Genomic DNA, 15,564 nt, shown 5'->3' with positions numbered 1-15,564 from the left:
AAATATTTGCCAACTTTTTTATTTTCTGCTATAATGGGTAAATATTCTAAAAAGGAGACTAAACATGAAGAAAAAAATCCTTGCATTTTTATTATTTTTATTTCCCTTATTCTCTTTAGGCTATGCTAATGCGGACACTATCAAGATTGTTAGTGATACTGCTTATGCACCCTTTGAGTTTAAAGATACAGACCAGACTTATAAAGGAATTGATGTCGACATCATCAATAAAGTCGCTGAGATAAAAGGATGGAATATCCAAATGTCTTATCCAGGCTTTGATGCTGCTGTAAATGCGGTCCAAGCAGGGCAAGCAGATGCGATCATGGCTGGTATGACAAAAACCAAAGAACGTGAAAACGTCTTTACCATGTCTGATACTTACTATGATACAAAAGTTGTCATCGCAACGACTAAATCTAACAAAATCACTAAGTATGAAGAACTCAGTGGTAAAACTGTTGGTGTTAAAAACGGTACTGCCGCACAACGTTTCCTAGAAAGCATCAAAGATAAATATGGTTTCACTATCAAAACCTTTGATACTGGTGATTTGATGAATAACAGTCTCAGTACAGGGGCTGTAAATGCCATCATGGATGACAAACCAGTCATCGAGTACGCTATTAACCAAGGGCAAGATCTCAGTATCAACATGGACGGAGAAGCCGTTGGAAGCTTTGCTTTCGGTGTTAAAAAAGGCAGCAAGTACGAATACCTAGTTACAGAATTTAACGAAGCTTTAGCTCAGATGAAAAAAGATGGTAGCTTGGACAAAATTATCAATAAATGGACAAACTCTTCTAAAACTAGTTCACAAGTGACTTCTCTCACTTCAACTACAAGCGCAGGTCAAAAAGCTACTCCAGTCAAATCAAAATACGTTATCGCTAGTGATTCTTCATTCGCACCATTCGTTTTCCAAAACTCAAGCAACCAGTACACTGGTATTGATATGGACTTGATCAAGGCTATTGCCGAAGACCAAGGTTTTGAAATTGAAATCACCAACCCAGGATTTGACGCTGCTATTAACGCAGTTCAATCTGGTCAAGCTGATGGTATGATTGCTGGTATGTCTGTTACAGACGCTCGTAAAGAAACCTTTGATTTCTCTGATTCTTACTATACAGCTAATACGATTCTTGGAGTTAAGGAATCAAGTACCATTTCTTCTTATGAAGATTTGAATGGTAAAACAGTTGGTGTTAAAAACGGCACGGCCTCTCAAACCTTCCTAACGGAAAATCAAAGCAAATACGGTTATAAAATTAAAACCTTTGCAGACGGTTCATCTATGTATGACAGCTTGAACACTGGTTCAATTGACGCTGTGATGGATGACGAACCAGTTCTTAAATACTCTATCAGTCAAGGGCAAAAATTAAAAACACCAATCGAAGGTACTCCAATCGGTGAAACTGCTTTTGCAGTTAAAAAGGGAAGCAATCCTGAATTGATTGAAATGTTTAACAACGGTCTTGCAAATCTTAAAGCAAGTGGTGAATTCCAAAAGATTCTTGATAAATACCTTGCAACTGATTCAACAAGTGAATCATCAACTGTTGACGAAACTACTATCTGGGGCTTGTTGAAAAACAACTATAAACAACTCCTAAGTGGACTTGGAATTACCCTTTCTCTAGCTTTGATTTCCTTTGCAATTGCGATTGTTATCGGGATTATCTTTGGTATGTTTAGCGTTAGTCCTTATAAATCACTTCGTCTTATTTCAGAAATCTTTGTCGATGTGATTCGTGGTATTCCATTGATGATTCTTGCAGCCTTTATCTTCTGGGGAGTTCCTAACTTTATTGAATCTCTTACAGGCCAACAGAGTCCAATCAATGACTTTGTCGCTGGTACAATCGCCCTCTCGCTAAACTCAGCTGCCTACATCGCTGAAATTGTTCGTGGTGGTATTAAGGCTGTTCCTATCGGACAAATGGAAGCTAGTCGAAGTCTTGGAATCTCATACAGTAAAACCATGCGTAAGATTGTCTTGCCACAAGCAACCAAACTCATGCTTCCAAACTTCGTCAACCAATTTGTTATCGCACTTAAAGATACAACCATTGTATCTGCAATCGGGCTAGTAGAGCTCTTCCAGACTGGTAAGATTATCATCGCCCGTAACTACCAAAGTTTCAAAATGTATGCAATTCTCGCAGTCTTCTATCTTGTGATTATCACTCTTCTTACTAGACTTGCAAAACGCTTAGAAAAGAGGATTCAATAATGGCTAAATTAAAAATCGATGTTGATAATTTACATAAACAATATGGTAAAAACAAAGTCCTTAAAGGAATCTCAGCAAAATTCTACGAAGGAGATGTTGTTTGTATCATAGGGCCTTCTGGTTCAGGTAAATCAACTTTCTTGCGTAGCTTGAATCTCCTTGAGGAAGGTACAAAAGGTCATATCACGGTTAATGGTTATGATTTGACGGATAAAGCAACCAACGTGGACCACGTTCGTGAAAATGTCGGAATGGTTTTCCAGCACTTCAATCTTTTCCCACACATGACGGTATTAGAAAATATCACTTTCGCTCCAGTAGAGCATAAGTTGATGACTAAGGCTGAAGCTGAAAAATTGGGAATGGAACTCCTTGAAAAAGTTGGATTGGCTGATAAAGCTAATGCAAACCCTGAAAGCCTATCAGGTGGACAAAAACAACGTGTGGCTATCGCTCGCGGTCTAGCCATGAACCCTGATATCATGCTCTTTGACGAACCAACTTCTGCCCTTGACCCTGAGATGGTCGGCGACGTTCTTAACGTTATGAAGGAATTGGCTGAACAAGGCATGACTATGATCATCGTAACCCACGAAATGGGATTTGCCCGCAAGGTTGCCAATCGTGTGATCTTTACTGCTGACGGTGAATTCCTCGAGGACGGAACACCTGACCAAATCTTTGATAACCCACAACATCCGCGTCTTAAAGAATTTTTAGACAAGGTTCTAAACGCCTAGAGACAGGGCTAAAAGTCTTTATATTCAAAAAAACGCATTGTATCAGGTGTTAAAAGCTTGATATTATGCGTTTTATTGTAGACAGATTTACTTCGGTTGCTCCTAATACTCAATGAAAATCAAAGAACAAACTAGAAAGATAGCCGCAGGTCGCTCAAAGCACTGCTTTGAGGTTGTAGATAGAACTGACGAAGTCAGCTCAAAACACTGTTTTGAGGTTGTAAATAGAACTGACGAAGTCAGTAACATATATACGGTAAGGCGACGCTGACGTGGTTTGAAGAGATTTTAGAAGAGTATGAAATTAAGTTTTTGCCCAGACTCTTAATATAGACGTATTGGATTTTTGGATTTTTTAGAAAATTATGATAAAATAAAAAATATGAAAATGGGGATTCCTCATGCCTAGTTTAACTAGGAAACAAAATAGAAATTAGGTAGCTAGATGTCATCAAAAGTTATTGTTACAATTTTCGGTGCAAGTGGGGATTTGGCCAAACGTAAGCTCTACCCTTCACTTTTTAGACTTTATAAATCAGGTAATCTTTCTGATCATTTTGCTGTTATTGGAACTGCTCGTAGACCTTGGAGTAAGGAGTATTTCGAATCTGTCGTTGTCGAATCTATTTTAGACTTGGCAGATAGTGTGGAAGAAGCTCAAGCATTTGCGAGTCATTTTTACTATCAAAGCCACGATGTTAATGATACTGAGCACTACATCGAACTACGCAAGCTTCAGGCTGAATTAAACGAAAAATATCAGACTGAGCACAACAAACTCTTCTTCCTCTCAATGGCACCTCAGTTCTTTGGTACCATCGCCAAACACCTCAAATCAGAGCAGATTGTTGACGGTAAAGGCTTTGAACGTTTGATCGTTGAGAAACCTTTTGGAACAGACTATGAGACTGCAAGCAAACTAAACGAAGAACTCCTAGCTACTTTTAACGAAGAGCAAATCTATCGTATCGACCACTATCTCGGTAAGGAAATGATTCAAAGTATTTTTGCCATTCGCTTTGCCAATATGATTTTTGAAAATGTTTGGAATCGTGAGCACATCGATAACGTACAGATTACCTTTGCAGAGCGTCTCGGTGTTGAAGAACGTGGTGGCTACTATGATGAGTCTGGTGCCCTTCGAGACATGGTTCAAAACCACACTCTCCAACTTCTTTCACTCCTTGCTATGGACAAGCCAGCAAGCTTTACAAAGGATGATATTCGCGCAGAGAAAATCAAAGTCTTTAAAAATCTTTACCACCCTACAGATGAGGAACTCAAAGAACAATTCATCCGTGGTCAATATCGTTCTGGTAAAGTTGATGGCATGAAATACATCTCTTACCGTAGTGAACCAAATGTTAACCCTGAATCTATGACAGAAACCTTTGCATCAGGTGCCTTCTTTGTAAATACTGATCGCTTCCGTGATGTACCTTTCTTCTTCCGTACAGGGAAACGCCTCACCGAAAAAGGAACACACGTGAACATTGTCTTCAAGCAAATGGATTCCATTTTCGGAGAGCCACTAGCACCGAATGTGCTTACTATCTACATCCAACCAACTGAAGGATTCTCTCTCAGTCTTAACGGTAAAAAGGTCGGAGAAGAGTTTAGCCTTGCGCCAAATTCTCTTGACTATCGAACAGATGCGACTGCTACAGGTGCTTCACCAGATCCATATGAAAAACTGATCTATGATGTTTTGAACAATAATTCAACTAACTTTAGCCATTGGGATGAAGTGAGTGCCTCATGGAAATTGATTGACCGTATTGAAAAGCTTTGGGCTGAAAACGGTGCTCCACTCCATGACTACAAGGCTGGTAGCATGGGACCTCAAGCTAGCTTTGAACTCCTTGAAAAATACGGAGCTGAGTGGACTTGGCAACCAGATATCGCCTATCGTAAGGATGGTCGATTAGAATAATCAAAAACAATCCTGCAAGAATTCTTGCAGGATTTTCTTTTATATCAAACCTTCTAGAAGGCCTTTCATAAAGTTCTCAGAATTGAATTCACCGATATCATCGATTTTTTCACCAAAACCAATTAACTTAACAGGGATATTCAGTTCTTCACGAATAGCAAGAACGACACCACCTCGGGCAGTTCCATCAATTTTGGTTAAGACAATTCCTGTAACAGGCGTAATTTTTGAAAACTCTTTGGCTTGTACAAGAGCGTTTTGTCCTGTTGAGGCATCCAGAGCTAGGAAGGTTTCATGTGGAGCTTCTGGAACGACACGTTTAATGATGCGACCAATTTTTTCCAACTCTGCCATCAAGTTTTCCTTGTTTTGTAAACGGCCAGCTGTATCAATCATGAGAATATCAACACCTTCTGCTACTGCTCGTTCCATCCCATCAAAGACAACACTGGCTGGATCAGCTTTTTCTGGTCCTGTAACCACTGGAACATCCACACGACGTCCCCATTCAGCTAATTGAGCAACTGCACCAGCACGGAAGGTGTCTGCAGCAACCAGCATGACTTTCTTGCCAGCTTGTTTGTAACGGTGAGCAAGCTTACCAATAGATGTTGTTTTGCCGACTCCATTGACACCTACAAAGAGCATAACTGTCAAACCATCTTGGAAGTTAATGCTTTCATTGTATTGTCCATCTTTTTCGTAGAGCTCTACCAATTTTTCAATGATCACACGACGGAGGGCATCTGGTTTCTTGGCGTTTTCAAGTTTAGCTTCGTAACGTAGCTCTTCTGTTAAGTTTGAAGCTACCTGTACACCAACGTCACTCATGATTAAGAGTTCTTCTAGTTCTTCGAAGAATTCTTCATCAACAGAGCGGAAGTTAGCAAAGAAGGCATTCAAACGAGCACCAAATCCCGTACGAGTTTTCTTGAGACTACGGTCATATTTTTCCTGTACAGTCTCTTGGACTTGAGGAATTTCTTCGATTACTAGATCTTCTTCCACTTCTTGAGAAGTGTCTGCTTCCGTTTCGTCTGATTGAGCTTGATTAGCTTCTTCATCGTCGCTATCACTTGAAGGTACTTCTTCGACTGGTGACTCAGGTTCTTCTGCAACAAACTCAACTACTTCTTGAGAGCTGTCTTCAGTTTCTTCAACTTCTGTTGACTCTGACTCTTCCTGACAACAATGACACTCAGTTTCCTCTTCAAACTGAGTCTCTTCTTTCTGAGGGGCGGTTTCTGCTTCAACTGTCTCTAGAATAGTTTCTGCTACTGGTTCTGCAGACTCACTAGCTTCTTTAGAATAAGTTTCCTCAACTTCTGAACTTTGGTCGATTTCCTCAGTATTTTTCACTTCAACTTCTTCAGTTCCAAGTGCTTCAACTTCCTCGCTAGGCTCTGTCAGATCCAAGTTTTCCAAAGCTTCTTTAACGACTTCTTCGATTTTTGGTTCTTCTTTTCTCCCAAATAAACGGTCAAATAATCCCATTCTTTAGTTCTCCTTCAGTACATATTTTTCAATGGCCCAGGCAACAGCTTCCTCGTCATTGGTCATAGGGGTTACTACATTTGCAACTTCCTTGACCTCAGGCACAGCATTTTGCATAGCAACTCCGAGTCCTGCCCATTCAATCATGGAAAGGTCATTGGCCTCATCTCCACAAGCCATCACTTGACTTTGGTCAATTCCTAGATGGTCGATCAATTTAGCTAATCCAGTAGCCTTATGAACGTTCTTTGGTGACCATTCCAAAAGCATGTCGCGAGATTTAAAAATTTCATAATTGTTAAACAAGTCTGGTGAAATATTAGCAATTGCGGCATCCAGTGGTTCTTGAGCAAAAGCGGTCACACATTTGTTGTAGGTCATTTGACTAGACAAATCTTCAAAGTCAATTGGAACAAAGTTTAAAACAGGGTTAAACTTGGCGTAAAGACTTTCTTGATCTGATTGGATTTGGTAAACTGTACCTTCTGAAATGGCATCTAAAGGAATGCCTAGTTTTTCAGTTTCCTCGTAAATACGTGTCACATCATCAATAGAGAATACTGTCTTATCGAGGATTTCACCTGTATTTTTCTGAACCAATCCTCCATTAAAAGTAATGGTATATTCATCCTCATGACCGTCTGTTCCGAGCTCTTTGAGGAAGAAATCCATAGCTTTGAGGGGACGCCCAGTTGTTAGTACCACTTTGACACCCTGATCACGCGCAGCCTTTAAAGTTGCCTTGGTACGATCCGTCAATTTCTTGTCTGTCGTCAGCAAGGTTCCATCTAAGTCCAAAGCAATTAATTTAATATCTGCCATTACAATTCCTCCATATAAGCGATAACTGATTGGTCCTTGTGGTGTCCAATAACAGTTTCAGCTAATTCTAAAATCTCTGGACGTGCATTTTCAGGTGCCACTGGGTGCCCAACCACTTGCATCATGTGAAGATCATTTAGATTATCACCAAAGGCCATCACTTGATCCATATCTAGATTCAATTTCTTAGCCAATTCAACAATAGCAACTCCCTTGTCAACATGGTCTAAAACGATGTCAATGGATTCAAAGCCTGTCGTCATAGCCTTGACTCCAGGAACATGTTCATTGACCCAAGCTTCTCCAGCGTCAACCGTTTCTTCAGTAAAGTTAGTTGTGAATTTGAAAATCTCATCGGTAATATCTTCTAGTCTGGCTACTTTTTTGATATTTTCATTGTAATGATGGCTAAACATAAGATAGATTTCATCTACTGTATCTAAGACATAGCAAGCCTTCTTACCGGTCAAGAGCATCTTTTTCTCATCAAAATATGGTGAAGTCTTTAGCTTTTCAAATGTTGATAGGTAAAAATCACGAGGCATGGTTGCTTCATAAAGGTCCTCTCCATGGAAACGAACGAGACTCCCATTTTCAGCAATGAAAATAATCTCATCTTTAACATCCGCAAAATGCTTTTCAAGTGACAAAAGCCCACGACCAGATGCAACAGCAAAGTAGATTCCTTTTTCTTGATAAGAATGGAGCAACTTTTTCAGACGCTCCATATCAAATTGACCGGCACCATCCAAAAAAGTACCGTCCATATCCGTTGCTACTAATTTAATCATAAAATTCTTCATACTCCAATTAATAAATCTACCTTCTATTATACCATAGAAAAAGTAAATAACGCCTAATCCACATGAGATTAGACGCTGATAAAATGACTATTTTAAACTTATTTACGGGTTTAGAATCAAACTTTCAGCCATTCATCAATTCAAGGTTCTCTTATCCATATTTGGCAAAGAGAGTCGGAATTTAATGATGCAGAGTCGAATCACAAAACCAACAATAGAAACAATGATAAAGACAGTGATTCTTGGAAAGTGAAGGACAAAGGCCAACCAATAATAAATAACTCCAATTACGAAAGATAGAAGGGCATAAATATCTTCTTTTAGAACACTTGGTACTTCATTGATCAGGAGGTCTCGGATAATTCCACCACCTGCACCCGTTAAACAGGCCAAAATCCCTGCAGACATCAAATTTAGCTTACTATCCACTAAGGCTGTGGCTCCGATTAGAGAGAAGATAATTAACCCAATCGAATCAAAGATGAGGTAAGCTTCTCTCAACCACTTATAGAACTTTTTTTCATGACTAGCATTGGCCTGTTTTGAAGTTACAAAGACATACATGATAACCACTACAAGGATAGAGACATAAATCGGGCTGGGATCAGCAAGAGAGGAAGGAAAACGACTGATAATAGAATCTCTCAAAATCCCTCCGCCTACTGCCGTTACAATTGCCAATAAACTAATTCCAAAAATATCTAATCGTTTACCAAATCCTTTGATGGCTCCTGAAGCCGCGAAGGCTATAGTCCCAATATAATTACAGATCATTAGGAATAGATCGAAATCCATATAAGCTCCTCAATTTATTTTTGTAACCCTCCGACTTCTTGAAGGTCATTCTAAATACTTTAGCTTGAAATGTTGTATCGAAAACAAACTAAGCATCCATATTTTCTAAATCTTTTAGTTTAACAGATACAATCTTAGAAACACCAGATTCTTGCATGGTCACCCCATAGATAGAGTCTGCTGCTGCCATGGTTCCCTTACGGTGGGTAACAACGATAAACTGGCTATCCTTGTCAAATCGGTTGAGATAATCCCCAAAGCGTTTAACGTTTGCTTCATCGAGTGCAGCTTCTACTTCATCCAAGATAACAAATGGAATGGTCTTGACCCGAATGATTGAGAAGAGCAAAGCCAGAGCTGACAAGGCCTTCTCTCCACCACTCATGAGATTGAGAGATTGGATTTTCTTGCCTGGTGGTTGCACAGAGATTTCAACACCTGCTGTCAATAAATCACCCTCGGTCAGGATTAGGTCTGCTTGGCCACCACCGAACATCTGCTTAAAGGTCACCTTAAAGGACTCACGAATAGCTTCGAATGTTGATTTAAATCGTTCCTTCACTTCATCGTTCATCTCTGTAATGGTTTCAAGAAGAAGATTTTTGGCAGAAAGAATGTCATCACGCTGACTATTTAAGAATTCCAAGCGTTCGTGAACTTCGTCAAACTGTTCAATGGCATCAAGATTGACTGGACCAAGTGAACGGATAGATTTTTCTAAATCCTTGACCTCTTGTTCAGCCATAGCTAAATCTTCCAATTGGTTGGCTTGTTCTAACGCTTCAGTATAACTAATCTGGTATTCTTCAGTCAGTTGACCTTGAAGATAGCGAAGGCGGTCCGTAATCTTCTCTTTAGTTGCTTCTGCACGTGTTTGCTTACGAATCCATTCTTCATTTTGCTGACGAGCTTGTTCTAAATGACTGGCTATATCATCCAACTGTCCTTCAATATCATCCAGTTCAAACTGCTTACGAATGAGCCCTTGTTGAATTTCTTCCTTCTGACTCTTGGCTTCTGCTTCCTGCTTGGCCAAAAGTTCTGTATCAACCTTTTCAAGATTGTCTACCTTTTCTTGGAGAAGGCGTTCGATTTCATCTTGCTCGATATTGAGGTTCTCAAGTTCTTTGTTAATCCGTTCAATATCTGCAACTTCGTAACGTTTTTGTCCTATCATTTCTGTTTTGAGCAGACGTTCTTGAGAAAGTTTATCCTGCAAGCTTTGATAACGTTCTTGAATCGCATTTTTATTGGACTTGATTTCTTCAATTTCTGATTCTAGCTTTTGCTTTTCAGTTGCAATGATCGAAAGACGTTCTTGGCATTTTTCTTTTTCAGTTTGCCAATCTCCACCTCTGAGATTGTTTAATTCTTTTTCCTGAAGATCTAGAAGTGTTTCGAATTCTTTGACTTGCTGGCAAGTTTGTTGATAAGCAAGATATAAGCCCTGCTCCTCTATACGAGCTTGCTCTCCTTGAGACTTAATAGTCTCCAAAGTTTGACTGAGGGCTGTCAAGCCTTCTTGAACAGATTTCAGATTTTCTTCCTCTTGACGAAGAAGTTTTTCTTCTTGAGCGATTTCTTTTTGCAGCTGCTCTAATTCAGGCTTGATGAAAATGCTGTTATTTTGACGATTAGCACCACCAGCATAAGAACCACCTGTTCGTAGCTCTGTTCCATCGAGAGTTACCATCCGAACTTGATAGCGCACCTTACGAGCCGCATCACGCGCATGCTCTACCGTATCAAAGATTGCTGTGGTAGCTAGCAGGTTTTTAAAAATAGCTTCATGCTTTGCATCAAAAGTAACCAATTCATCTGCCATTCCAAGAAAACCTGGACTTGAGGCAATCACATCTTGGTTCTGATCTGAAATGCTACGAGCCTTAATAGTTGTCAAAGGTAGGAAAGTCGCACGACCAGCTCGATTTCGTTTAAGGAAGTCGATAGCCTTAGTCGCAGCCTGTTCATCTTCAACGATGATATGTTGGCTACTTGCACCAAGGGCAATTTCGAGGGCTGTCTGATAACGAACATCAAAAGTTAAATGTTCACTGACCGCTCCGACAATACCGCCCAGGCGATTTTTTTCTTGTAGAACACTCTTAACACCTGCATAGAAATTACTATGATTTTTAAGAATGTTTTCCAGACTTTGCGCCCTGGCCTGCTTGTTTTTCAGACTATCTAGACGGTCAAAAAGTTGATTTTGCTGACTTTGATAAGCCTGCTTTTGTTCTTCTTCCTGTTTAGCATTCGTATGATAGTCAGCAAGCAAGGTCTGTACTTTTTCTTTTGCTGATTTTAGATCAGCCTCTTGTTCACTTGCCTTAGACTTAGCAGAAGCTAATTGTTCCTTCAAGGACTCCAATTGTTCTTCTTGCTTTTGAGTCTGTTGGCGACTATTTTCAAGGTCATTTTCAATACGTGTCAGCTGGTTAGACACATCCGCTTCTTCCTGCAAGAAAGCTACGAAACGTTCACGCAATTGCTCAATCATTTGGTCTGGATCATCAGAAAAAGCTAACAACTCAGCTTCTAAACGATTGAGCTCCTTGGTATTAACTGCTAGATTTGCTTCTAACTGACTGAGATTTGTTTCTTTTTCTTCCCTCTCTTGAATGAGAACATTTCTCTTTTCGTCCAAACTAGCCAAACGAGCCTGTGCCTCTTGTTGATTGAGAGCAACCTGCTCAGTTTCTAGTTTAGACAAAGCTAACTTACGTTCTAAATCACTTATTAAACTAGTCAAATCCATCAAGCTTGACTGGTCTTTTGCCATCTCAGCCTGTAAATCATGCCGTTTCTTCTTGAGAGTTTGATTTTCTTCTTCTAAGTTTTGACGTTTTTGATAATAACTGGTTAAAAGTTCTTGAACTTGGTTTAATTCTTCTTCTGTTAGATCCAATTCAGCCTTATTGGCTTGAATTTGTGCAACTAAAACATCCAAGTAGATGGCTTTACGCTGACCGTCTAATTCTATAAATTTTCTAGCTGTTGCTGCTTGCTTTTCTAATGGTTTGATTTGATTATCTAACTCATAAATGATATCTTCTAAACGATCCAAGTTGTCTTGGGTTTGTTGAAGCTTACTTTCCGTCTCTTTACGTCGAGTTTTATACTTCAAAACTCCAGCCGCTTCTTCAAAAATAGCGCGACGTTCCTCAGGTTTAGAGTTAAAGATTTCTTCGACCTTCCCTTGGGAAATGATGGAGAAAGAATCACGTCCGAGACCAGTATCTAAGAAAAGGTCATGAATATCACGGAGACGAACTTTTTTCCCGTCTATCTTGTACTCACTATCTCCACTACGATAGATATGACGTTCAACTTTGATTTCCTGGCTTGCATCCTTGATAAAGCCATCTTGGTTATCCAAAGTAACAATAACAGAAGCGTAGTTTAGAGGTTTCCGACTTTCTGTTCCTGCAAAGATGACATCAGGCATCTTCCCACCACGCAGACTCTTGACACTAGATTCACCAAGTGCCCAACGGAGGCTTTCAGTGATATTTGATTTCCCAGAGCCATTTGGTCCTACAACCGCCGTCACCCCTTGGTCAAAAACAACCTTGGTCTTGTCAGCAAAGGACTTAAACCCTTGGATCTCAATTTCCTTTAAATACATGAATCCAGCCCTTTCTCAACTGCATTTTTAGCGGCTTCCTGCTCGGCCAATTTTTTAGAGCGTCCTTTACCTGAACCTAGACTTTGTCCCTCAACAAGGACTTCAACCTCAAACATCTTATCATGGGCTGGCCCAATCTCTGAAATCACCTGATAACGAATATCAACATCTCCATTAACTTGGAGCAATTCTTGCAGGTGAGTCTTATAATCCTTGATCATCTCAAAATCGCCAGCTTCAACCTTAGGAATCATGACTTGGTAGATAAAGGTTTTTACAGTCTTTATATCCTTGTCTAAAAGCAGAGCACCCAAAAAGGCTTCAAAGGCGTCTCCCAAGATCGTGTCTCGGTTACGGCCACCAGATTTTTCCTCCCCCTTACCAAGCTTGATAAACTGGTCAAACTGACAATCACGGGCAAAACCAGCCAAACTCTCCTCACGGACAATCATGGCACGGAATTTTGACAAGTCCCCTTCTGGTTTTTTAGGGTATTTTTTAAACAGATATTCTGAAATTAATAATTGCAGAACAGCGTCTCCTAAAAATTCCAAGCGTTCGTTGTGTGAAATTTTTAAGAGGCGGTGCTCATTGGCATAACTGGTATGGGTAAAAGCTGTTTCAAGTAAGCTTTTATCTGTAAAAACAAGCTCAAAACGGTCTTGTAACACTGATTCTAATTCTTTCATGATTACCTCTTTCTAAATCATTATAATCCTATCCATTATATCAAAAAAAGCCTTCATAGTCAGAAAAGAACAGTGAAAAGCTCATTTTCTAACTTCTAGCTAAAATCAGTCCCTAGCTAGCGGATTGAGCTTTTTTTTGGTATAATAAATCTTATGGAAATTGAAAAAACCAATCGAATGAATGCTCTGTTTGAATTTTATGCAGCCCTTTTGACTGATAAACAAATGAACTATATCGAACTCTACTATGCAGACGACTATAGTTTGGCTGAAATTGCTGAAGAATTCGGTGTCAGTCGCCAGGCCGTTTATGATAATATCAAACGAACTGAAAAGATTCTGGAAGACTATGAGATGAAGCTCCATATGTACTCTGATTACATTGTTCGCGGTCAGATTTTTGACCAGATTTTGGAGCGCTACCCAGAAGACAGTTTTCTACAAGAGCAAATTGAGATTTTGACCAGTATTGATAATAGGGAGTAATCATGGAAAATCTTGTTGTCTATAAAGGAATACCTTGCAAACTATTAGCTGCAGAGGAACCATTTCCTACTCGACTACAGATTATCTCGCCCAATGATATCTCCAAAGCTATGCAAATAGGTTTTAGCTGTTGGGGTTATCCAACTGAAATAATGAAAGAAGTCACCCCAGAAGAACTTGTCTCTTTACAAGATTTTGGACGATTTCCACCGAATTGATTTAATAATAGGAGAAAAAAATGGCATTTGAAAATTTAACAGAACGTTTGCAGAACGTCTTTAAAAATCTTCGTAAAAAAGGAAAAATTACAGAGAGCGATATCCAAGAAGCAACCAAAGAAATTCGTCTGGCTCTTTTAGAAGCCGACGTTGCTTTGCCTGTGGTTAAGGATTTTATCAAAAAGGTTCGTGAACGTGCGGTCGGTCATGAAGTCATTGACACCCTCAATCCAGCCCAACAAATCATCAAGATTGTCAATGAAGAATTGACAGAAGTCCTTGGTTCAGACACAGCTGAGATTATCAAGTCACCAAAAATCCCAACCATTATCATGATGGTCGGTTTGCAGGGGGCTGGTAAAACAACTTTTGCAGGCAAACTTGCTAACAAACTTAAAAAGGAAGAGGATGCTCGTCCTTTGATGATTGCAGCCGACATCTATCGTCCTGCTGCCATTGACCAGTTGAAAACACTTGGACAACAGATTGATGTTCCCGTATTTGCTCTTAGTACTGAAGTTCCTGCAGTTGAGATTGTTCGCCAAGGTTTGGAGCAAGCCAAAGCCAACCATAACGACTATATTTTGATCGATACGGCAGGTCGTTTGCAAATTGACGAACTTCTCATGAATGAGCTCCGTGATGTAAAAGCACTTGCTCAACCAAATGAGATTCTCTTGGTCATCGATGCCATGATCGGTCAGGAAGCTGCAAACGTTGCGCGTGAATTTAACGCTCAACTAGAAGTTACCGGTGTCATCCTTACCAAGATTGACGGGGATACTCGTGGTGGTGCTGCCCTTTCTGTTCGCCACATCACTGGAAAACCAATCAAATTCACTGGTACAGGTGAAAAGATTACTGACATTGAAACCTTCCACCCTGACCGTATGGCCAGCCGTATTCTCGGTATGGGAGATATGCTAACTCTGATCGAGAAAGCTTCCCAAGAATACGATGAGCAAAAAGCACTTGAAATGGCTGAAAAGATGCGTGAAAACACCTTTGATTTCAACGATTTCATCGATCAGTTGGATCAGGTGCAAAATATGGGTCCAATGGAAGATTTGCTCAAGATGATTCCTGGCATGGCCAACAATCCTGCCCTTCAAAATATGAAGGTGGATGAAAAACAAATTGCTCGCAAACGTGCCATCGTCTCTTCTATGACTCCTGAAGAACGTGAAAACCCAGACTTACTTACTCCAAGTCGCCGTCGTCGTATCGCTGCCGGTTCTGGTAATACCTTTATCGAAGTCAACAAGTTCATCAAGGACTTCAACCAAGCTAAACAACTCATGCAAGGTGTCATGTCTGGTGACATGAACAAGATGATGAAACAGATGGGCATCAACCCTAACAACCTTCCTAAAAATATACCTGGTGGTATGGATATGTCAGCCCTTGAAGGTATGATGGGACAAGGTGGTATGCCTGACTTGTCATCTCTTGGAGGAGCAGGAATGCCTGATATGAGCCAGATGTTCGGTGGAGGTCTCAAGGGTAAAATCGGTGAATTTGCTATGAAGCAATCCATGAAACGCATGGCTAATAAAATGAAAAAAGCTAAGAAAAAACGCAAATAAAAGGGGCTCTATAATATTTGTAGTGGGTAAATCCCCTATAGATATTATGGAGCCTATTTTGTTGTAGAAAAAAAGTCCCATATGACCTATAATGAAAAGCGACAAAACAACTCATTAGAAAGATTCATATG

At 40.0% G+C, this 15,564-nt stretch carries 12 protein-coding genes; 6 read left to right on the top strand and 6 right to left on the bottom strand.

Annotated elements, in window-relative coordinates; all coding sequences use genetic code 11:
* Positions 1 to 64: 64 nt before the first annotated feature.
* From QM928_RS04855 to zwf, 3 genes are all read left to right on the top strand, one after another.
* Positions 65 to 2,239 carry an ABC transporter substrate-binding protein/permease gene (locus QM928_RS04855; RefSeq protein ID WP_414294642.1) on the top strand — a complete coding sequence of 725 codons (2,175 nt, stop codon included), beginning with the start codon at positions 65 to 67 and terminating at the stop codon, positions 2,237 to 2,239.
* Positions 2,239 to 2,979, top strand: coding sequence for an amino acid ABC transporter ATP-binding protein (locus QM928_RS04850; RefSeq protein WP_049503260.1), 741 nt, complete (start codon positions 2,239 to 2,241; stop codon positions 2,977 to 2,979). Before QM928_RS04855 ends, QM928_RS04850 begins: the two co-directional genes overlap by 1 nt.
* A gap of 445 nt (positions 2,980 to 3,424) precedes the next feature.
* A complete protein-coding gene (gene zwf, locus QM928_RS04845) occupies positions 3,425 to 4,912 on the top strand; it encodes a glucose-6-phosphate dehydrogenase (protein ID WP_315639273.1) in 1,488 nt (495 codons plus the stop codon).
* Positions 4,913 to 4,951: 39 nt separating this feature from the next.
* Here the strand turns inward: zwf and ftsY are convergent, their stop codons facing one another.
* The 6 genes from ftsY to rnc form a co-directional block, all read right to left on the bottom strand.
* Positions 4,952 to 6,406, bottom strand: a complete 1,455-nt coding sequence (gene ftsY, locus QM928_RS04840) for a signal recognition particle-docking protein FtsY (protein ID WP_414294641.1) — start codon at positions 6,404 to 6,406, stop codon at positions 4,952 to 4,954.
* A 3-nt stretch (positions 6,407 to 6,409) separates the two neighbouring features.
* Entirely contained in the window at positions 6,410 to 7,228 is an 819-nt protein-coding gene (locus QM928_RS04835) for a Cof-type HAD-IIB family hydrolase (RefSeq protein WP_414294640.1), read from the bottom strand.
* Positions 7,228 to 8,019 (bottom strand): Cof-type HAD-IIB family hydrolase, encoded by a 792-nt coding sequence (locus QM928_RS04830; protein WP_180364496.1) that lies wholly within the window; start codon positions 8,017 to 8,019, stop codon positions 7,228 to 7,230. The genes QM928_RS04835 and QM928_RS04830 overlap by 1 nt, the downstream gene beginning before the upstream one ends.
* A gap of 147 nt (positions 8,020 to 8,166) precedes the next feature.
* Positions 8,167 to 8,826, bottom strand: a complete 660-nt coding sequence (locus QM928_RS04825; RefSeq protein WP_414294639.1) for a trimeric intracellular cation channel family protein — start codon at positions 8,824 to 8,826, stop codon at positions 8,167 to 8,169.
* 88 nt (positions 8,827 to 8,914) lie between these two features.
* Entirely contained in the window at positions 8,915 to 12,454 is a 3,540-nt protein-coding gene (smc, locus tag QM928_RS04820; RefSeq protein WP_414294638.1) for a chromosome segregation protein SMC, read from the bottom strand.
* Positions 12,445 to 13,143 carry a ribonuclease III gene (gene rnc, locus QM928_RS04815; protein WP_414294637.1) on the bottom strand — a complete coding sequence of 233 codons (699 nt, stop codon included), beginning with the start codon at positions 13,141 to 13,143 and terminating at the stop codon, positions 12,445 to 12,447. The genes smc and rnc overlap by 10 nt, the downstream gene beginning before the upstream one ends.
* Before the next feature lie 153 nt (positions 13,144 to 13,296).
* Here rnc and QM928_RS04810 point away from each other — a divergent pair, with 153 nt between their 5' ends.
* From QM928_RS04810 to ffh, 3 genes are read left to right on the top strand one after another with little or no spacing between them, the layout of a single operon-like run.
* The gene (locus QM928_RS04810) at positions 13,297 to 13,629 is read left to right on the top strand and encodes a putative DNA-binding protein (protein ID WP_049503199.1); all 333 of its coding nucleotides are present in this window, start codon (positions 13,297 to 13,299) and stop codon (positions 13,627 to 13,629) included.
* A 2-nt stretch (positions 13,630 to 13,631) separates the two neighbouring features.
* Positions 13,632 to 13,847, top strand: coding sequence for a 2-oxoglutarate:acceptor oxidoreductase (locus QM928_RS04805; protein WP_414294636.1), 216 nt, complete (start codon positions 13,632 to 13,634; stop codon positions 13,845 to 13,847).
* 20 nt (positions 13,848 to 13,867) lie between these two features.
* Positions 13,868 to 15,433, top strand: coding sequence for a signal recognition particle protein (gene ffh, locus QM928_RS04800; protein ID WP_414294635.1), 1,566 nt, complete (start codon positions 13,868 to 13,870; stop codon positions 15,431 to 15,433).
* The last annotated feature ends 131 nt before the right edge of the window (positions 15,434 to 15,564 follow it).

The sequence above is a fragment of the Streptococcus infantis genome (genome assembly GCF_047460405.1).
Lineage (GTDB): Bacteria > Bacillota > Bacilli > Lactobacillales > Streptococcaceae > Streptococcus > Streptococcus infantis_Q.
The sequence above is the reverse complement of the archived record's forward strand: the minus strand, read 5'-3'. Positions and strand labels throughout refer to the sequence as shown.